Below are 19,181 nucleotides of genomic sequence, written 5' to 3'. Positions count from 1 at the left end.
AAGAGGATGAGAAAAGGAGTTTACAATGTATAAAAAAAAGCGTTGGGCCATGGCCCTTTTGGTGTTGCTTGTTGCAGGGGTTATCCTTACGGGGTGCCAGGGGCAGGGGCGTGGTGCTGCTGCTTCCAGTCAAAAGAAAGTAACCATCGGCTATTTGCCCATCACCCATGCCTTGCCTGTATTTGAGGAAAAGGAGCTGCTGGAGGCAGCTGGGGGAGATGTACAGATTGAGCTCCAAAAATTTAGTTCCTGGACGGATCTAATGGATGCCCTCAATGCTGGGAAAATCGATGGGGCATCGGTTCTCATTGAACTGGCCATGGGAGCGGTGAACAAGGGCATCGATTTGAAGGCGGTGGCCCTGGGGCACCGGGATGGCAATGTTCTGGTGGTCTCCGACGCCGTGACGACACCCCAGGATTTAAAGGGAAAGACCATCGCCATTCCTTCCACCCAATCCTCCCATAATATTTTGGTCCAGGAGGCCCTGGCTAAGGCGGGATTATCCGCTAAGGATGTTAAGCTCACCGAGCTTTCCCCTACAGAAATGCCATCCTCCCTGGCCAGTGGGGCCATCGACGGCTATTGTGTGGCAGAGCCCTTTGGGGCCGCTGGGGTGGTGAAGGGCTTTGGTCATGTGCTGTATGAATCGGGGGATCTTTGGGAGAATTCGGTGTGCTGTGCTTTTGTGCTAAACGGGGCCTTTATCAAAAATAATCCAGAGGTGGCCCAGGTGGTCATCGACAGCTATCAGGAAGCGGGACAGAAGCTGGATGAGGCAACAGCGACTACCGTTGCAGAGAAATATCTGGGACAGGATGCGGCAGTGCTAAAAGAATCCCTGAAGTGGATATCCTACGATAATCTGACCCTTACCCGGGAGGACTATGGGGCATTGTCCGAAAAGGTCAAGGCTGACGGCATCAATACCAATCCACCGTCCTACGATGATTTTGTGTACAGCCAGAATTAGGGGGAGAAGATGAAGGATATATTTAAGCACCGTTTCATTGCGATTCTGGTGATCCTCATTCTCTGGCAGCTGGCCGTTAGCCTGGGGCAGGTCAACACCAGCCTGTTCCCCTCCCCAGGTCAGGTGGCTTTGGCCTTGACTGAGCTGTGGGGAACGGGTCTTTCCGGAAGCCTTTCGGACGTTACGCTTCCTTGGCATATCTTAGTCAGTCTGCTCCGGTTTGCCATTGGCTTTACTTTGGCCGCCCTCCTTGGGGTCGGCTTGGGGCTGCTTTTGGGATATTTCCCTAAAATTTTTGCTTATGTGAATCCGGTGGTGCAGCTTCTGCGCCCCGTGGCCCCGGTGGCTTGGATGCCCTTTATTGTCTTGTGGCTAGGCATTGGGGATATTCCGGCCATCGCCATTATTTTTATCGCCGGTTTTTTCCCAATTTTACTATCCACGGTTAAGGCAGTGGGCACGCTACCAACCGTTTATTGGAAAGTGGCAGAGAATTTTGGGATGACCCCCTGGCAGACGGTTTATAAAATTTTGCTGCCGGCCATCTTTCCCCAGATTACCGCTAGTCTTCAGCTGGCCATTGGGACCTCCTGGATTTTTCTGGTATCCGGGGAAATGATTGGGGCTCAATCGGGCTTGGGCTTTCTCATTATGGATGCCAAAAATAGCATCCGTCCGGATGCGTTATTGGCGATGATCCTTGTTATTGGCGTGTTGGGTTTGATGCTGAATAAGCTGGTGGGGCTGTTGGAGCATTGGGTTCGGAAGCGCTGGGGCCTGGGAAATGTATAACCGGAAGGAGAATTGAATGTTCATCGAAATAGAGAATGTATTCCAATCCTTTGGGGATGGGGCAGGGTCACCCCCTGTCTTAGAGAATATTAATTTAGACATTAAACAGGGGGAGCTGGTCTGCCTTTTGGGGCCCTCGGGCTGTGGAAAAAGCACCTTGCTGAATATTGTGGCAGGGTTTATCAAGGCGGAGGAAGGCTCGGTTCGCATTGAGGGTGAGGTGGTGACCGCCCCGGCCATCAATCGACTGGTTATATTTCAAGATTATGGTCTGCTGCCCTGGCGTACTGTCGGCCAGAATGTTGCCCTGGGACTTGAGGTGAAAAAGGTCACTCGGGCAGAGCAGAACATCATGATTACCAAGTATCTGAAAATGGTGGGGCTGGAGGATGCCCGGGATAGATTCCCCCACCAGCTGTCCGGGGGGATGCAGCAGCGGGCAGCCATTGCCAGAGCCCTGGCTGTACAGCCGGAAATCCTGCTCATGGACGAGCCCTTCGGGGCCCTGGATGCCATCACTCGGATGAAGCTCCAGGAGGATATCCTCACCCTCTGCCGGGAGACCGGAACCACCATCCTCTTTGTCACCCATGATATAGAGGAGGCGGTGTACCTGGCGGACCGTATCGTGATCCTGTCAGCCAATCCCGGGAGAATCCACGCGGTTTTAGATGTGGAGATGCCCCATTTACGGGAACGGACCTCCGATGATTTTGTGCTGATGCGGGACCGGGTTTTTAAGGCCATTAACCTAAAACACGAGCATCCCCTGGAGTACTATCTATAAGGGGATGCCCGTGTGTAGGGAAGAATTAAGCGAGGGCCTGGAGTTTAAGGCGGTCCAGGGCCTTGGATACCGATGGAATCAAGAGAACCACCACGGTAATGGCGGCTTCCCCACCGATATACATGCCGTTATACAAGAGCGAATAGGGCAGGGGAGACATCCCAAAGTCTGCGGCATAGAGCCCAAAGAAAACCACCCCTGAAATGACGGCGAAGAAATAGCGGCCAAGGACCCCTGTGAGATATCCCAGGACCAGGCCGTTTTTTTTCTTGGAAAAGAAGCCGGAAAGGCCAAGGGCACCAAAGGATAAGGGATAATCAATGAGCAGCTGTGGAACACTTAAAATGTAGGGGTCGATAATGAGCTGCAGCAGGCCGTAGGCCACTCCGGTGAGAATGCCGAAGGATGGACCGTACCAATAGCCGATGAGGGTGATAAAGAGCATGGAAAAGAGGGTAATGGACCCACCCATGGGCATATGCCACAGCTTGATAAAGGATGTGATGATGGTCAGGGCAATGGCCACCGCAGCAAAGGTCAGCTCTCGGGTATCGATGGGCTTTTTGCTCTGGGTGAGGGTAGATGCTAAAATAAGAATGAGGAATACAACGACAGCAGCGGCGATATAGCCCCCGGTTGAAAGGGCGTAGCTGCCATCACCATTTGGGACGACGAAAACATTTAACATTGTGTTGCCTCCTTACGCCGGTATTATCCGGATCAAGTAATCTCAGCCCAATGGGCGCCCCCAGCACGTTCAATATACGCTTTGTCTAACCTTTTGTCAAGTTTTATGGGGCAGCAGGGGGGATTGGGTTTGTGTTTTTAAAGGGATAGTCTATAATGGAGTGAGAACAATTCATTTGAGGAGGAAGATTATGGCTGTCATATTGACCCCAGAGGAAGAACAACACATTCGGGATTTTAAAAACTGGATGCACGCCCATCCGGAGCTATCCAACGAGGAATACGAAACGACCAGTGCGATTTGCAGAGCCCTGGAAAAGCTCCCAGGGATAGAAATCCTGGAACTGGATGTCCCTACAGGCCTGGTGGCCCGGATTAAGGGGGAAGAGGCTGGTCCTACCGTGGGGTTGCGCTGCGATATTGACGCTATCCCCCAGACCGAAGCCATCGAAAGCCCTAACAAATCCCTAAAGTCAGGGGTGATGCACGCCTGTGGTCACGATTTCCACACCGCAGCGGTGCTGGGAGCAGCGGCTGCCCTCAGCCGAAAACGGCATCAGCTGAAAGGGGATGTGGTCCTTTTATTCCAGCGAGCGGAGGAAACCACCACCGGGGCCAGGTCCATGATTGAGGCAGGCTTACTAAAATTGGTCCATCCCGATTATTTTTTTGGTCTCCACAATTGGCCCGGGGTGCCGGCGGGGAAAGTCATTATCAAGGAAGGAGCCTTAATGGCGGCCAAGACTAATTTTGTCATTACTGTCGCAGGAAAGGGGGGCCACGGCTCTATGCCCCACCTCTGTGTGGACCCCATCGTCTGTGCTGCCGCTATCGTTCAGGCATTACAGACTGTGGTTAGCCGGAATACGGACCCCATGGAGAACCTCATCTGTTCGGTGAATGCCATCCAAGGGGGGAGTATGGATAATCTGGTGGTGGATGAGGTGAAAATGGCGGCCACCATTCGCTCCTTAAGCGCACCGGCCATGGACCGGGCCCGGAGCCGGGTGGCGGCCATTGTGGAAAATACCGCAGCGGCCTACGAATGCACCGCGGAGATTATCTATAAAGAAGTGGTTCCCCTGGCCTTTAATCAGCCGGAAATGACGGCACTGGCCCGAAGGGCAGCGGAGCAGGTGGTGGGCGCAGAGAATATTGAAAGCATCACCCCCACCCTGGCCAGTGAGGATTTTGCCGTAATCATGGAGCGGGTCCCTGCCTTTCTGTTTTGGTTTGGCAGTGGGACCCCTGGGGAGGATTCCCCGGCTTTGCACCATCCCCGCTTCCATACCGATGACCGTGCCCTCGTTACCGCCGCATCGGTGCTGGTCCAGGCAGTGATGGTGGCCCAGAATGCTGGAAGCCCCCTATGATGGGGACTGCATAGCACTGCGCCGCAGTAAAAAGGCGGTAAAGAGGGTTACCACAGAGGTGCCGACAATTAAAATGCGGATATTCACAATGTCCGCCAATGGCCCGAAGAGAACCATACCCAGGGGCATGGCCGCGGTTCCGATGATTTGAAGAATGGAAAAAACCCGGCCCATCATCCCCTCTTCCACCCGTTCCTGAAGGGCCACAATAAAGGGCGTGGTGATAAAGGGAACGGTGATGCCCACACAAAAGATGCAGACTAAAAAGAGGATAAACCATGGGGAAAGCCCCAGGGCGATGCTTAGAAGGCCGTATAAAATGGTAAAGACCGCAATGGTTTTGGTGCGGTCCTTCCAGCTTCCCCAGATGGAGATCATAAAGCCTCCGATGGTTGCCCCGGCGGAGTAAGCCAGTTCGTTGGCGGTGAGGTGCCAGATTTCATCGGCAAAATCCCGGGCGATAAGCAGGGGGGTCAGAAAAACCGCCGGACTGACTAAGAACATCAGCACCCCATAAAAAATCAACATCCCCCGGACAAAGGGATGGGAGAGGGTGTAGCGTACGCCAATCATTAAATCCGTCAGTACGGTATCGCGGCCATTTTCTGCGGGAATTGGACGGGGCACCGCCACAAAGGCGGCAAAGCAGGAGATGCCAATGGCAGCGGTGGCCACATCCACAAAGAAGGCAGCTTCCACAGTGGAAGAAGCCAATAGGGCTCCGGAAACGGCCGGAGCCACCAGCATGGTAAAGGTCTGAAGGGTTCCGTTGATCCCATTGATGCGCATGAGCTTATCCTCTGGGGTCAGCTGGGGGATTAAGGCATTGACCGTGGGGACCTGAATCCCAGTGCCCACCGAGCGAATACCAGCCACGAGGAATAAAAGCCAAAGCTCCCGATAACCGGACATAAAAGCAATGGCCAGACCCAGGGTGGAAAGGGCCACCAGGGCATCTGCCAGAATAATCAGGACCTTGCGATTGTATCGGTCGGCCCAAACCCCGGCGAATAAAGAGATAAAAACCTGGGGTAAAAAGGTACACAGGGTAGAAAGGGTCATCATCATGCCGGATTGGGTGGTCAGGGTGACGTACCAGATCATGGCGTATTGGGTCAAGGCCGAGCCCAGCATGGAGATGGTTTGGCTAATGAGGAAGAGCGTAATATTCTTTTTCCAGGTGTCGGGCATAGCAGCTCCTTTTCGTTGCGGGGGTGGTCCCCGATGATGTTTTTGTCCATTCTATCATGGGGATACGCCTGTCACAAGGTGGAAATCATACCCTGTTGGGGTAAAATATGACAAACAGAGGCAGAGGGCATTTGCGCTCTGCCTCTGTTTTATAAATACTTTTTAGCTGGAAAACCAGCCTATCTATTTTGAGGGAGTAGTGGGACCCACTGTGGCAGCCGTTCCATTTTTAATATCCACTTCTGATTCCTCCGGAATATTGTGGGGTTCATCCTTCATGAGTTCCTGAACCTTGCTCGCCCAGGAAGGATTACTCTTTTTAAAGATGAACAGGGGAATAATCAAGAAGGCGAAGGCCACCACAACGGTGAGAATTGCGCTGACTAAGGAGCTGAAATACACCGAGTAGAAGCAGGAAATAACGATGATGGCCATGAGGATAATGGCAATGGCCTTCAGTAGCCCATCGCCCTTTTTACCAATGCGGAAGGGGCGGGCCAGATCAGGCTGGGTCTTCCGGAGGCGGATAATTCCCACCGCCATGATGATATAGACAAAGCAATAGATGATGGTGGTGGCATTGACCAGGGTCAGGAAAGCACTGTTGACACCAGGAATTAATAGGAAGACTAGGGCAAATATGGAGATAATCGTCGCCTGGGTGAGAAGCACTGTTGGGGCGACATCCATTTTATTGTTTTTCCAGAATTCGAATTTTGGTGGATACAGGCCACGACGGGCAGCCTGGGTGATGGTCTTTGAGGGACCAGTAATCCATGCCGAGAGCTGTACCATGACACCGACAAACACGAATAGACCGAAGATATTGCCGATCCAGGTGGGTAAGCCAAGGATCTGACAGAAGAAAACCACGGGCTGGGCCACGTTGTTTAAGTCAATATTGCCAGTATTTACCACATTGGCGACAATCAGGGCACTAAAGGTATTGGCAATGAACATAATGGCTAAAGCGGCAAAGACACCGGAGATATATTGCTTAACGGGCTTTTCAAGACGCTTGATATAAACCGAGGACATTTCAATCCCTGTGAAGATAAAGATAATGGGACCAAAATACTGAAGGCTTTCGATGGCGCCTTTATTACCCCAGGGAACGAGGGATGACGCTTCAAAGTGGCCGAGGAGGTTATGGGGATCGATTCCGGTTTTAAACAAGGCGGCGGCACCCAGTAAAAAGATAATGATGATTGGAATATAGAGCATAAACCAGATTCCCCATTTCCCGCCGATCTTGGCCATATCGAATTTTAGATTCAGAAGGGTCACGGCCCAGTAAACCCCTAGAATCATGACCAGGGTAAAGATATTATTTTCACCAAGGGCGGGCTGGTTAATCCCCACACACAACATTGGGGCTAAAACCGAGGCGACCATCACCATCCCCGGGAACATTTGGACCCATAAAAGCCAGGAGGTGACAAACCCCCATTTCTTGCCCCGGGCCTTAGTGGTCCAGAGCTCCGGACCGCCAGCGGCGGAGGGATACATTCCAGCGTATTCCCCGGAAATCAGGGCGATGGGCAAACCAAAGAGGAGTGCCCCAACGATCATATAAAAGAACATGGTCCAGCCCGTGGCCGCAACGTCAGGAATATTCCTGACGCTTGCAACCAAGGCGCATGTCATGCCGATAAAGGTGAAGGTACTGACCTTGGATAAGGTCAACCCTTGTGTTGAATTTTTAGTGTTACCCATGAAAAACACCTCTTTCTATTAATTGTAAGAAACCGACGATCGGATAATGAGCGACAAGCAGATCTGTGGTGGCAATTACTTCGAACGATAGATTTCTGTCAGCTTTTTCCCCATGGCCTTTTCGATAGCCTGGGAATAGAAATCAAATAATTTTTCATCATTCAAATAGGGGGTCATAATGGCGGCACGCATCAGGGTGACCTCTTTGACTTTTTGCCATTCATCGGCGGAGATCCCCATACCTTCTACAAATTCCAGAGGGCTGTCCCCATAGGAATCCTGGCTGAAGGTCGTATGGGAGGAGATGAAATGATTGGCATAGACATCGCCTTCCATGTAGGAAGAATAATCAAACATTTTTTCATTGAAGGCGTTAATGGCGGTTAAATCGGTGCAGCCCTTTTCTTTAAACACCCAATCCACCATATTGAAATCCGGATGGTTCAAAGGGTATACTTCAATGGTATGGCCGTCGATAGTGAAGGTCAGATTTTCCAGGAAGGCACGGAAACGGTGGGCGGCTTCAATGGAGGCAGCAATGAGTTGTCCATATCCGGTAATATTGAGGTCGAGCACCCGATGGGCAGTCCAGACTGCAGCGGCTGTGGCACCGGCCTTGGATCCTCCAAGGATAAAGGCACCTAACATATCCGGGGCTTTCACAGTGGATTTTTCAAAGACATAGGGGGCAAAATAGGAAATGATGTTGCGCATGTCCTTATGCTTAATGACAATCCCGCCGGCAGCATAGGGGACATATCCCATTTTATGGGGGTCCACTGTAATGGATTCTGCAAACTGGATGGCCTTATAGCCATTGTAGACATCCTCTGAAATTTCAATGGGATAATGGAAGGTGTCGTATTCTTTAAATAGGGCATCCATGTTATCGTAGTCCACATATTGGCCGTCCGCATCGAGGAAGAGGGCCCGGCCATAGCCACCGTAGGCGGCATCTACATGGAGATAGAAATAAATCCCTTCATTCTTAAGGCGATCCCGGAGTGCGACGATTTGGTCCACGTGGTCCACGGCGCCTTCTTCTGTGGTCCCTACGACGGCCACGATTCCGAGTATGGGGGTCTTTTCAGCGGCCAGTTCCCGAATGGTTTTTTCCAAAGCATCGACATCCATACGATAATTGCTTTTTACGGGAATGGCCACCATCTGATCGAGTCCAACCCCGGAGATATCCACAGCCTTTTCCCAGGAATAGTGCTTGGTTTCCGGAACAATCCATTTCCCAAGATCAGAAATATGCTTACCACTCCGGGAAGAAGCTGCCTTAACCGCATCCATTTCATCGGAGCTCAGGGCGCCCACCATTTCCAGTATTTCTTCCACGCTTAGATTGAGAAGCTCCCAATCCGATTTACCGGCAACCTTTTCAGGATACACATCCTTCATGGCAAGGGGAATGGATTTAAAGCAGCGGGCATACCAGATGCCTTCGAGGTTGGCGATGGAGCCATCATGGGTGATATGTCCCCAGCCATCGGTATAGCTAAAAAGATTGACAAAATCCTCACCCACTTCGGCTTCCATCTGGGAGGTTGCCATGGAGGATTCCAGGGCGACATTGTTACCGTTCCAAAGCATGGCATAATTGTAGGCAATGAGGGAAGGCATCAGTGTTTCCGCATTCATCTGCCCCCAATACCGACCGGCACTGTTCCAGGGAATGGAGCCAGAGCGCATCCGTTGGTTCAGATCATCTAAAACCTCTGTCGTTTTTTCGATGGTTGCAATAAAGTTTGGGTCGCGCTTGTCTTCATCGCTGATGGCAGGCATATCTGCGGGCATATAATCCTGTCGCCAGCCCAGGTGGGCATCCATGAGTTTTTCCATCTGTTCTTTGTAATAATTGCCGTTTTCTGATTTATCACCAATAAAAAGTGCTTTTACATCGACGTGTTTCAAAGTAGTAACCTCCATTGTTTCTATTCCTTAAGGAATCCAATAGGGTGGATCTGGCTCCTTAGGTTGAGGTCAGTATAGTTCTCGATTCTTAAGAGAAAGAAGCAAAAAATTGGAATGACAAAATGGGGCAGATAATGCACAAATGGGGGCTTTTGACATAAGGCTTTCTTAAATGAAGGCAATAAAAAAACCCCCTCGGGGAGAGGGGGAAGGAAGTTCGTCCGCTGAAGGTTGTGGCAGGGGGGCGGCTGTCCGAGGATTCTGGGACGAACGGGGAATTAAAGTAACTACCGCGGCGGTACTTACGAACCAAAGGGCAGGGGGACATATCCTTTGTGTAAGTCCACATCGAGGCGGACAGGCATGTGTTCGAAAGTGCTTGCACTTTCGGTAACACACCCTGTCCGAATTCGCAAGTGGACGGAACAAACGGTATATGTCCCCCTGCCCGCCCCTTGCCGAGAGCTCACGCTACCGCCCCACTACCTGCCGCTCTACAATCATTCCCCCTTCATGCTTTCCACAATGGCATCGGCCAGGGTATCCATTTCCGGGAGCACCATATCGTTCAGGGAAGAGGTCAGGGTGACGGTATCATCCAGAATGGTCATTTCCTTCATGGCGTCCAGGTATTCGGACATCAGAGTCCCGGATTTACAGGCCCAGGAGCCATTTTCAATAATGCCAACGGTCCGTTTCTGCAGATTCAGGGCCTTCATATCCATAAGAAATTCATGCATGGGTGGGAAGATTCCTAAATTATAGGTCACCGAGGCCAGTACCAGGTGGCTGTATTTAAACACCTCGGAAATCAAATAGGACTTATGGGTGTTGGAAACATCATAAACCACCACATTGGTCACACCCCGTTCCACCAGCTTTTGTGCAATGATATTCGCCGCTGCCTCCGTATTGCCGTACATGGACGCATAGGCCACAACAACACCCTTTTCTTCAGGTTCATAGCGGCTCCATTTATCATATTTTTCAATGATATAGCCTAAATCACTGCGCCAAACCAGGCCGTGGAGGGGGCAGATCATCTTAATATCGATGGTACCCGCCTTGGCCAGGAGTTTTTGCACGAAGGGGCCATATTTTCCAACGATATTGGTGTAGTAACGGCGGGCTTCATCAATCCAGTCCCGGTCGTAATTCACTTCATCGTTAAAGAGTTTGCCATCCAGGGCACAGAAAGATCCAAAGGCATCGGCAGCAAAGAGGATGCCATCGGTCACATCAAAGGTGACCATGGCTTCCGGCCAGTGGACCATAGGGGCGGCCACAAAAGTGACGGTATGCTTGCCGAAGCAGCGGGTATCCCCTTCGGACACCTCATCCAGATGGTCGTTGATGGAAAAGCCAAATTGATGCATAAACATCGCCGCTTTTTCGGTGGTAATAATTGTCACTTCAGGGAAACGGAGCAGAATTTCTTCGATGGATGCGGCGTGATCAGGTTCCATATGGTTGATGACTAGATAATCAAGGGGTCGTCCATTTAAAACATATTCAACATTTTCTAAAAACTGCCGCCCCACAGACCAGTCTGCAGTATCGTAGAGAACGGTTTTTTCATCCAGCAGTACATAGGCGTTGTAGGAGACGCCCCGGGGAATGGGATGGATATTTTCAAACAAAGCCAAACGACGGTCGCTGGCGCCAACCCAATACAAATCATCTGTTACTTTTCTTACACAATACATTTCAATGCCTCCTATTTGTGAGATTTCCTGATAACGCCATTATACTTCGACAAACTGATCTTTTGCTTCGCCGCATTCCGGGCAGATCCATTCGTCGGGGAGTTTTTCAAAAAGGGTACCTGGTGCCACATCGGCTTCGGGATCCCCGGCACCGGCATCATATTCGTAGCCGCAGCCGTTACAGACGTAAAGCTTCCAGGCTGGGGGCTGCTTTTTCGGGGTGGCTCGTTTAATCTTGACCATGGGCGGTGCGGGTTTCTTGGCTTCCCCAGTATCCAGGGCTGCAGAGAGGAGTGGCAGGATTTCCTCTACGTCCCCGACGATGCCGTAATCGGCATTTTTAAAGATGGGGGCATTGGGGTTGTTATTGATGGCGACAATGGTAGAGGCATCCTTGATGCCCTTCAGGTGTTGGCCGGCCCCGGAAATACCGCAGGCAATGTAGAGATTGCCCTTGAACTTTTGTCCGGACATCCCGACATAGCGATCCAGGGGAAGATAGCGCAGGGTTTCAGCCACCGGCCGGGAGGAGCCAATGGCAGCGCCTGCAGCGGTAGCTAAGTCTTCCACCAGCTTCATGTTTTCCTTGGCACCGATGCCTTTTCCGGCACTGACCACCCGTTCTGCCATGGGGATGGGGGTATCCATGGGGATGCCCACTGTGAAATCATAGCCGTCTTTTTTTAGGGATTCCACAACCGATGCCACCCGTTCCTGGGCAGTGCCATCCTTGAGAATCATTTTTTTACGAACCCCGGTGATGGGGCCCTTCTTTCCAGTCCGGGGAGCCGTATCCTTGGTGATCTTACCCAGAAGGTGAGACGCGATGACCACACGCTGGATTTCATTGGTACCTTCATAAATAGTGGTAATTTTAGCATCCCGGTAAGCCCGTTCCACTTCCATTCCCTTTAAGTAGCCGGTGCCTCCGAAAATCTGGAGGGCATCGTTGACGATTTCCAGGCAAACATCTGAAGCGTATTGCTTGGCCATGGCGGCTTCCATACCATAGGACTCATGGGCTTCCTTCAGTTCAGCAGCACTGTAGATCAGGAACCGGGCACAGCGCAGCTTGGTGGCCATGTCAGCCAGCTTGAAGCTAATCACCTGCTGGGCACCGATGGGCTTGCCAAATTGTTCCCGTTCTTTGGCGTATTCCAGGGCGTGCTCATAGGCACCTTGGGCGATACCCAGGGCCTGGGAGGCGATGCCAATCCGCCCACCATCCAGGGTGGACATGGCAATTTTAAAGCCCTGGCCTTCTTTGCCCAGGAGGTTTTCCACAGGGACCTTCACATCGTTAAAGAGCAATTCTGCGGTGGAGGAGGAACGGATTCCCATTTTGTCATAGTGATCCCCAAAGGTAAAGCCCTCCCAGCCCTTTTCGACAATAAAAGCGCTGATACCCCGTACACCAATGTCTGGGGTGGTGACGGCAAAGACGACGTAGGTATCGGCTTTATCGGCATTGGTAATAAAGATTTTTCCACCATTGAGTAAGTAGTGATCGCCTTGGAGGACGGCAGTGGTTTCTGTTTCACCCGCGTCGCTGCCGGCATTAGTCTCAGTTAGGCCGAAGGCGCCAATTTTTTCACCCTTAGCCAGGGGAACTAAGTATTTTTTCTTCTGTTCTTCAGTTCCGTAGGCAAAGATTGGCCAGGAGCCCAGGGATACGTGGGCAGAGAGGATTACCCCAGTTCCACCATCTACTCGAGAGAGTTCTTCTACGGCGATGGCATAACTTAAAATATCTTGGCCAGCACCACCGTACTTTTTGGGATAGGGCAGCCCCATGATTCCCATTTCTCCCAGCTTGGCTACGGCTTCATCCGGGAATTCGTTGTTTTGATCCAGCATGAAGGCGATGGGTTTAACTTCAGCTTCTGCGAATTCTCGAATCTTGGTCCGTAGGGCCTCGTGGTTGTCTGTGGTTTTGTACAACATAATAATCTACCTCCTATGAAATTTTCTGCCAAAAGGGAATTTTGAATTAGCTGTTGAATACCTCTGTAAGTGTTTTGCGTTTAAGCTCAGCTTCTAGTACGGCTTGAATGCGAAGCAGCTCACTGTGGACATGGCACCTTCCTTTCTCATTGGATGTACACACATAGCCAGGAGTCAGGCATGCGGTGATGGTGTTTTCATCACCGATGGCCTTTACGATATCGTAGAGCGTTAAGGTATCGGGGCTTTGCCTGAGATGGTAGCCACCGGATTTACCGCGAATGATTTCAACAATCTCTACATTTTGGAGTTTTTTCAAAATCTTGTAAGCAAAGGCAGTGGGAACGCCCTCAAGTTCACTAATCTCGGCAGCAGTACACTGACCTTTTCGGTGCAACGCCCGAACAACACGAAAACCGTAATCTATTTCTCTGGTTATAAACATTGGATCCTCTCGTAAAACTGGATTCTTTTAGTCCAGTATAAAACGTTGTGATGGAAATGTCAAGGGCATTTGAAAACATTTTAATTACATGTTACAATGTCTTTAAATGGGAAATAGAATGGGGAGGCGACACCGGATGGAAGGAAAGTGGAAAATCGATGGTAAAAAATGGGGATATGGATTGGCCATTGGGGCCGTTCTCCTGGGAATTGTAACCTGGGGGATTGTGCGCCAACAACAGAAGCGGGATGCGCTGCTAACCCCGATGGAAACGGGAGGAAACGCCTCCACCGTCCAGGAGACCGCAAACACTAAGGTCCTGGTCCACGTGGCTGGGGCGGTTAATAATCCGGGGGTGTATACCTTAGACGGCGGCTCCCGGGTGATCGATGCCGTTGAAGCGGCGGGGGGATTGTCCCCGGAGGCGGATGGCGATGCCCTGAATTTAGCTGCGGTTGTTGAGGATGCGGCAAAGATTACCATTCCGAAGGTCAATGCCGGGGGGGAAGATGTCGCCAGCACCGCGGCCAGCGGTTTGGTGAATATCAATACAGCGGATAAGACAACGCTGATGACCTTAAGTGGCATTGGGGAGGTGTTGGCCCAGAATATTATTGACTATCGGACGAAAAATGGTCCCTTCACTAATTTAGAGGAGCTAAAAAACGTCAACCGTATTGGGGATAAGCTCTTTGAACAGATTAAAGACGGGATTACGTTGTAAAAAAAGAACGCAACAGGCGGGGGAGCCGTTGCGTCAGGGTGAAGGTGAGGGGCGTTTGTCCGCTGGACGTAGTGGTAATGGGACGGCTGTTCGCAGATTGTATAACAGTCATGTTCCCGCTCGTCGTACAGGCTGCGCCTGTTCGCCTCAAGGTCGCAGTGCCTGGTATACAATCTACGGACACCCTGGGAATTTTTGGACACTCCATGTCCGAATCCGCAAGCAGACGAAGTGAAAGCATATGTCCACCTCCCCGCACCTTATAGAGTGCTTACGCTACCGCCCCCCAAACTCTTCCCAAAGGGTTTAGCAGGTAGCGCCACCCACCACATTCATTTCATTGATGATGGCATCCTTCCGGGCCAGGAGGTCATCGGCCAGGAGCTGGGCTTCAACCTGTTCAAAACCGATGCGGGTGATGGTGTCGGAGAAACGTTCTCCGGGGACGCCCTGCTCTCTAAAGAGGAGGATGGCCTTTTCCACGGTGGCAATGACCTCTTCCTCAGTGGTGAAGAGATGGTTCAGGGCTTGACCAATGGCTATTTTCTTACCCCAACGGCCGCCAATGACAATCTTAAAGCCGTTACTTGGGCCGGAAAGGGCCTCAAAGGGACACATGGCAATACAGCGGCCACAATTATTACAGATATCCCGGTCAATGGTAAGCTTGCCATCCACCACTTGGCTGGCACCGATGGGGCAGCCCTTTTCCACGGCACATTTGCCACAACCCCGGCAGATATCGGCATCCAAAATGGGTTGGCGTTGTCCAATGATGCCGATGTCGTTCAGGTCAGGCTTGACGCAATTATTGGGACACCCCCCCACGGCGATTTTAAATTTATGGGGAAGGCTGACATTACGGTAGCCCTTGTAAAAAATATAATGGAGTTTTTCTGACAAATCAAAGGTGTCGCACAGGCCATATTGACAGGTGGTACCCTTACAGGCCACCACCGGCCGGACCTTACTGCCGGTTCCTCCGGTTTCCAGGCCGACGGTGGCCAGGAATTTCCGGATGGGTTCAATGTTTTCAAAGGGAACGCCTTGGATTTCCACGGTCAGTCTGGTGGTAAAGGCCAAATTGCCGTTACCAAAGCGTTTGGCGGCTTCTGCGATACAGGCGTTTTCCACACTGGAGATTCTGCCATTGCGGGTGATGACCCGGCAGTTAAAGGCATTGGTGCCCTTATTGTGAAGGAATCCCATCCCTTTGGCGGCTTTAATATCTTCGGCGGATAGGGTTGTGGTGGTTATTTCTCCAAAACCACTTTCGGCGGCAACGGCTTCAAGGGCATCACAGGCGATTTCCACGGTTTTTAAACAGCGTTGGCCTTCTTCAAAATACTTTTCTTTGAGGACCGAGCAATTGATATCCCCTGTCACTTCAGAAAAAGCAGCCACAAGTTTGGCGCTCAGCTCCGTCTGGGTGAGGGTGGTTTTTTCACCGTCGTAAAGACGTCCCAGGGCAGATAACGCACCGGCCAGGGCACCACAGGTACTACCACAGCCCATACCGCCGCCAAAGCCGCGGACCATAGCGATATCCTCTTTACCTGTGGTAAAATGGTAGCACTGGGCAGCAGCCCGATAGACGGCTTCGGCGCAATTTGCTTTTTCATCAATAAAAAATTTTTTTGCAATAGTTTTTAACATAGAAATTCCCCTTTAACGAATGATCTATTTTTATTATAACCGATTTTTTATCAATATGTACGTGATTAAATCACGGTATAATGGAGTCGGATGGGTGTATAATCAAACTAATCTCTGGTTAGTTCGGTCAGGCTGGGGATATCCAGTAGAGTGAGCCGGCCGCGTTTGTGGCTGACCATCCCCTCGGCTACAAAATACTTGATCATCCGGGAGACCACCTCCCGGGCAGAGCCGGTGTAGCGGGCGACCTGGTCGAGGGTGAGGGGGATGGTGGTATCTCCAGTCTTGCGGTATTCATCCAGAAGGAAAATCGCTAGACGTTTATCAAAGCTCATAAACAAAATTTGCTCCATGGCCCACATCACGTCTGAAAAACGGGCGGTGGCAATGCTTAGGGAAAAATTTTCCACATAGACATTCTCCTTGGAGAGGCTGGCAAAGATGGCCGGATTGATAAGCAGGGCTTCGCTGTGGACCTCGGCATCGATGAAGACATCGAAGGTAATGGATTCGATGACGCAGGAGGCTGAGAGCATACAGATTTCTCCGGGAATCAGGCGGTAAAGGGTGATCTCCCGGCCTTTATCCGACAGCATGTAGGCCCGCAGGCTTCCGCTTTTAAGGATGACGACACCGGTACATTCACCGGTGTTGCCGTGGACGTTTTCTCCGGCTTTAAAGGAGACCTCCCGGGCATGATGGCTGAGTAGGATACGCTGCCCCTTGTTGAGGTGATGCCAAAAAGAAAGGATGGGGGCGTAATGTTGTTCAAAGGCTGTTAATTCCATGGCGTTCTCCTGATCAAATAATTAAGGGTGTTTAAAAAAGCGAGTAATTGGATTACAATAAGATATTATAACAGATGATGGAAGGAATGGTGAGTGATTATGAAAACAGTAATTGTTGGTGGCGTCGCTGGTGGTGCTTCTGCAGCAGCCCGACTACGACGTTTGGATGAACAGGCAGAAATTGTATTGCTTGAAAAGGGATGCTTTATTTCTTTTGCCAACTGTGGCCTGCCCTACTATATTGGGGGAACCATCAGTGATCGGTCTGCTTTGACCCTGCAGACGCCGGGCTCCTTTAACGCCCGGTTTAATGTGGACGTCCGGGTGGAAAATGAAGTCATCGCCATCGACCCGGCAGCCCACAGTGTGACGGTGCTTAATCGAGGGAATAATAAAACTTATACGGAAAGCTATGACAAACTCATTCTTTCCATGGGGGCAGAGCCCATTGTCCCACCCATTGCCGGAGCAGACCTGGAGGGCATCTTTACCCTGCGTAATATTCCGGATACCTTGAAGATTAAAACTTATATTCAATCTACGAAGCCTAAAACCGCCGTGGTTGTCGGAGGTGGTGCCATCGGTGTGGAAATGGCGGAAAACCTGGTGGATGTGGGCACAGCGGTGACCATTGTAGAGATGGCCGATCATATCATTGCACCCCTGGATTACGATATGGCCGCAGATGTGCAAAACTATTTGGCAGAAAAGGGCCTGGATATTCGGACCGGTAATGGGGTGACCGCCATTGAAAAATCTGGCCGGGGTTTAAAGGTGACACTTTCAGATGGGGAGCTGATGGCGGATATGGTTATTCTGGCCATTGGGGTTCGCCCGGATACAAAAATCGCGGTGGATGCGGGGATCAAAACCAATGCCCGGGGAGCCATCGTCGTCAATACCCAGATGCAAACCGATACCCAGGATATTTTTGCAGTGGGAGACGCTGTTGAAATCCAGAATTTTATCACCGATAGTCCAGCCATGATTCCATTGGCTGGCCCAGCCAATAAGCAGGGGCGCATTGCCGCTGATAATGTGTGCGGACTTGGCAGTGTCTATACCGGGACCCAAGGCTCCGCTGTGATTAAGGCCTTTGATATGACCGTGGCCGTTACGGGCTTAACCGAAAAGGCGGCCCAGGCAGCGGGGATCGCGTACAATAAGGCCTATACCTTCTCACCCAATCACGCGGGCTATTACCCAGGGGCATCCAGTATGTCCGTAAAAGTGCTCTGGCGTCAGGATGATGAGCGGATGATTGGCGCCCAGATTGTGGGTTATGCTGGTGTGGATAAACGAATGGATGTCCTGGCAACGGCCATTCGCTTTGGGGGGAAGATCACGGATTTAACAGAGCTTGAGCTCTGTTATGCCCCGCCCTTTGGATCGGCCAAGGATGTGGTCAACATGGTTGGCTTTGTGGGGGAAAACCTGGTAACTGGAAAGGTCAATCAGTTTTTCTGGGATGATGTGGAGCGTCTGCCCCGGGATGGCAGTGCGACCTTATTGGATGTCCGCACTGATGCCGAAGTGGCCCGGGGTCGGATTCCGGGCTTTACTCAGATTCCTCTGGACTGCCTGCGAAACCGGTTGGACGAAATCCCAAAGGATAAGCCGGTGTACCTCCATTGTCAGTCTGGGCTTCGCAGCTATATTGCCTGCCGTATCCTGATGGGAAATGGCTACGAATGCAGTCATTTGGCCGGAGGTTATCGCTTGTATGCAGCCATTGAAAAAGCCTATAAGAAGGCGTAAGTAACACGGATAAAAAAAACACCAAGCCAACCGTCTAAAGGGCTTGGTGTTTTTCTTAAAGGGCACTGAGTAGTGTGTTGAGCTGATTTTTATCATCTGGCCAGGCTTGGGCATTCGTCTCGATTCGGGCCAACACCGGAAGGCCACTGAGTGCTTCGATCATCCGGGCATTATCGACGTGGATAGGATTGGTGGAATCGTAACGATTAAGGACCACACCCGCCATGGGAATCCCAAGGCCCTGCCCGTGGTGGATGGAAAGCATGGTATGGTTAATGGCCCCAAGGCCACTGCCAGAGACGAGTAGGACTGGGCAGCCCAGGGTGAGGATCATATCCGTTAGGAGAAGTGGGTCAGGGCCTTGGGTCAGGGGCGTAATCAGTCCACCGGCCCCCTCTACAACCTACATTCCCGAAACACCTAACGAGTATCCGCCATCATCCTTAGCACTGCGGTGAAGCTAATAGCGGCCTGACCCCGAGGGAGCGATAGAGTTCTTCCTGTTTCTTTAGAACCTCGCCCTGCACGGGTGCTTTCCCGGGCTCGAGGTAGCATTCGATGACATCAAGCTCATCCAGTACTTCATGGAGTGTATACTTTGAAAAGAGATCCGCCGTTTCCATCCTTTTCTTGATGGACGAGAGGAAGATGAGTGCGATGAATTCAACAAACAGCTTCCCTTCCAGGGCGCTTTCTGAGGATGTTAGGGCTCTGCGCATAT

At 51.2% G+C, this 19,181-nt stretch carries 15 protein-coding genes and 2 pseudogenes; 6 read left to right on the top strand and 11 right to left on the bottom strand.

Translation table 11 applies throughout. The features are described from left to right. The first annotated feature begins 25 nt into the window (after positions 1-25). From BLW33_RS08905 to BLW33_RS08895, 3 genes are read left to right on the top strand one after another with little or no spacing between them, the layout of a single operon-like run. The gene (locus BLW33_RS08905; protein ID WP_090307802.1) at positions 26-973 is read left to right on the top strand and encodes an ABC transporter substrate-binding protein; all 948 of its coding nucleotides are present in this window, start codon (positions 26-28) and stop codon (positions 971-973) included. A 9-nt stretch (positions 974-982) separates the two neighbouring features. Then, the gene (locus BLW33_RS08900) at positions 983-1,765 is read left to right on the top strand and encodes an ABC transporter permease (RefSeq protein WP_090307799.1); all 783 of its coding nucleotides are present in this window, start codon (positions 983-985) and stop codon (positions 1,763-1,765) included. Positions 1,766-1,781: 16 nt separating this feature from the next. Next, entirely contained in the window at positions 1,782-2,552 is a 771-nt protein-coding gene (locus BLW33_RS08895) for an ABC transporter ATP-binding protein (RefSeq protein WP_090307796.1), read from the top strand. A 25-nt stretch (positions 2,553-2,577) separates the two neighbouring features. Here the strand turns inward: BLW33_RS08895 and thiT are convergent, their stop codons facing one another. Further along, on the bottom strand, positions 2,578-3,240 hold the full coding sequence (thiT, locus tag BLW33_RS08890; RefSeq protein ID WP_090307793.1) for an energy-coupled thiamine transporter ThiT: 663 nt from the start codon (positions 3,238-3,240) through the stop codon (positions 2,578-2,580). A 190-nt stretch (positions 3,241-3,430) separates the two neighbouring features. Here thiT and BLW33_RS08885 point away from each other — a divergent pair, with 190 nt between their 5' ends. Continuing rightward, positions 3,431-4,612 carry a M20 metallopeptidase family protein gene (locus BLW33_RS08885; RefSeq protein WP_090307790.1) on the top strand — a complete coding sequence of 394 codons (1,182 nt, stop codon included), beginning with the start codon at positions 3,431-3,433 and terminating at the stop codon, positions 4,610-4,612. Here the strand turns inward: BLW33_RS08885 and BLW33_RS08880 are convergent. The 6 genes from BLW33_RS08880 to BLW33_RS08855 form a co-directional block, all read right to left on the bottom strand. Further along, the gene (locus BLW33_RS08880) at positions 4,607-5,803 is read right to left on the bottom strand and encodes an MFS transporter (RefSeq protein WP_090307788.1); all 1,197 of its coding nucleotides are present in this window, start codon (positions 5,801-5,803) and stop codon (positions 4,607-4,609) included. The genes BLW33_RS08885 and BLW33_RS08880 overlap by 6 nt on opposite strands. Before the next feature lie 183 nt (positions 5,804-5,986). Beyond that, entirely contained in the window at positions 5,987-7,519 is a 1,533-nt protein-coding gene (locus BLW33_RS08875) for an amino acid permease (protein WP_090307784.1), read from the bottom strand. Between the two features lie 75 nt (positions 7,520-7,594). Next, positions 7,595-9,439, bottom strand: a complete 1,845-nt coding sequence (gene tdc / locus BLW33_RS08870) for a tyrosine decarboxylase (RefSeq protein ID WP_090307782.1) — start codon at positions 9,437-9,439, stop codon at positions 7,595-7,597. 500 nt (positions 9,440-9,939) lie between these two features. Further along, the gene (locus tag BLW33_RS08865) at positions 9,940-11,145 is read right to left on the bottom strand and encodes an FprA family A-type flavoprotein (protein ID WP_090307780.1); all 1,206 of its coding nucleotides are present in this window, start codon (positions 11,143-11,145) and stop codon (positions 9,940-9,942) included. Positions 11,146-11,184: 39 nt separating this feature from the next. Next, on the bottom strand, positions 11,185-13,089 hold the full coding sequence (locus BLW33_RS08860) for an acyl-CoA dehydrogenase family protein (RefSeq protein ID WP_090307778.1): 1,905 nt from the start codon (positions 13,087-13,089) through the stop codon (positions 11,185-11,187). Between the two features lie 46 nt (positions 13,090-13,135). Continuing rightward, entirely contained in the window at positions 13,136-13,534 is a 399-nt protein-coding gene (locus BLW33_RS08855) for an RrF2 family transcriptional regulator (protein ID WP_090307775.1), read from the bottom strand. Between the two features lie 136 nt (positions 13,535-13,670). Here BLW33_RS08855 and BLW33_RS08850 point away from each other — a divergent pair, with 136 nt between their 5' ends. Then, on the top strand, positions 13,671-14,258 hold the full coding sequence (locus BLW33_RS08850; protein ID WP_242911635.1) for a ComEA family DNA-binding protein: 588 nt from the start codon (positions 13,671-13,673) through the stop codon (positions 14,256-14,258). 306 nt (positions 14,259-14,564) lie between these two features. Here BLW33_RS08850 and BLW33_RS08845 read toward each other — a convergent pair whose 3' ends face one another. Together BLW33_RS08845 and BLW33_RS08840 are read right to left on the bottom strand one after the other, a co-directional pair. Beyond that, positions 14,565-15,914, bottom strand: coding sequence for a C-GCAxxG-C-C family (seleno)protein (locus BLW33_RS08845; RefSeq protein WP_090307773.1), 1,350 nt, complete (start codon positions 15,912-15,914; stop codon positions 14,565-14,567). A 107-nt stretch (positions 15,915-16,021) separates the two neighbouring features. Beyond that, positions 16,022-16,702 carry a Crp/Fnr family transcriptional regulator gene (locus BLW33_RS08840; protein ID WP_090307770.1) on the bottom strand — a complete coding sequence of 227 codons (681 nt, stop codon included), beginning with the start codon at positions 16,700-16,702 and terminating at the stop codon, positions 16,022-16,024. Positions 16,703-16,801: 99 nt separating this feature from the next. Between BLW33_RS08840 and BLW33_RS08835 the strand changes: the two genes are divergently transcribed. Continuing rightward, positions 16,802-18,460 (top strand): FAD-dependent oxidoreductase, encoded by a 1,659-nt coding sequence (locus BLW33_RS08835; RefSeq protein WP_090307946.1) that lies wholly within the window; start codon positions 16,802-16,804, stop codon positions 18,458-18,460. 55 nt (positions 18,461-18,515) lie between these two features. On the opposite strand, the pseudogene bioD reads toward BLW33_RS08835, so the two are convergent. Together bioD and BLW33_RS08825 are read right to left on the bottom strand one after the other, a co-directional pair. Then, positions 18,516-18,851: pseudogene (gene bioD, locus BLW33_RS08830) on the bottom strand (ATP-dependent dethiobiotin synthetase BioD); the annotation flags it as partial. A gap of 52 nt (positions 18,852-18,903) precedes the next feature. Next, positions 18,904-19,181, bottom strand: a pseudogene (locus BLW33_RS08825) (IS1634 family transposase); the annotation flags it as partial.

Source organism: Eubacterium aggregans, from assembly GCF_900107815.1.
Classification (GTDB): domain Bacteria; phylum Bacillota; class Clostridia; order Eubacteriales; family Eubacteriaceae; genus Eubacterium_O; species Eubacterium_O aggregans.
This window is presented reverse-complemented; position numbering and strand designations above follow the sequence as displayed.

What these genes read in the sequence shown, in the direction of transcription:
- BLW33_RS08885 (WP_090307790.1), top strand. Translation starts at nt 3,431, where the DNA reads ATGGCTGTCATATTGACCCCAGAGGAAGAACAACACATTCGGGATTTT.
- BLW33_RS08905 (WP_090307802.1), top strand. Translation starts at nt 26, where the DNA reads ATGTATAAAAAAAAGCGTTGGGCCATGGCCCTTTTGGTGTTGCTTGTT.
- BLW33_RS08840 (WP_090307770.1), bottom strand. Translation starts at nt 16,702, where the DNA reads ATGGAATTAACAGCCTTTGAACAACATTACGCCCCCATCCTTTCTTTT.
- BLW33_RS08895 (WP_090307796.1), top strand. Translation starts at nt 1,782, where the DNA reads ATGTTCATCGAAATAGAGAATGTATTCCAATCCTTTGGGGATGGGGCA.
- BLW33_RS08835 (WP_090307946.1), top strand. Translation starts at nt 16,802, where the DNA reads ATGAAAACAGTAATTGTTGGTGGCGTCGCTGGTGGTGCTTCTGCAGCA.
- BLW33_RS08845 (WP_090307773.1), bottom strand. Translation starts at nt 15,914, where the DNA reads ATGTTAAAAACTATTGCAAAAAAATTTTTTATTGATGAAAAAGCAAAT.
- BLW33_RS08850 (WP_242911635.1), top strand. Translation starts at nt 13,671, where the DNA reads ATGGAAGGAAAGTGGAAAATCGATGGTAAAAAATGGGGATATGGATTG.
- BLW33_RS08900 (WP_090307799.1), top strand. Translation starts at nt 983, where the DNA reads ATGAAGGATATATTTAAGCACCGTTTCATTGCGATTCTGGTGATCCTC.
- BLW33_RS08875 (WP_090307784.1), bottom strand. Translation starts at nt 7,519, where the DNA reads ATGGGTAACACTAAAAATTCAACACAAGGGTTGACCTTATCCAAGGTC.
- BLW33_RS08865 (WP_090307780.1), bottom strand. Translation starts at nt 11,145, where the DNA reads ATGTATTGTGTAAGAAAAGTAACAGATGATTTGTATTGGGTTGGCGCC.
- BLW33_RS08880 (WP_090307788.1), bottom strand. Translation starts at nt 5,803, where the DNA reads ATGCCCGACACCTGGAAAAAGAATATTACGCTCTTCCTCATTAGCCAA.
- BLW33_RS08860 (WP_090307778.1), bottom strand. Translation starts at nt 13,089, where the DNA reads ATGTTGTACAAAACCACAGACAACCACGAGGCCCTACGGACCAAGATT.
- thiT (WP_090307793.1), bottom strand. Translation starts at nt 3,240, where the DNA reads ATGTTAAATGTTTTCGTCGTCCCAAATGGTGATGGCAGCTACGCCCTT.
- BLW33_RS08855 (WP_090307775.1), bottom strand. Translation starts at nt 13,534, where the DNA reads ATGTTTATAACCAGAGAAATAGATTACGGTTTTCGTGTTGTTCGGGCG.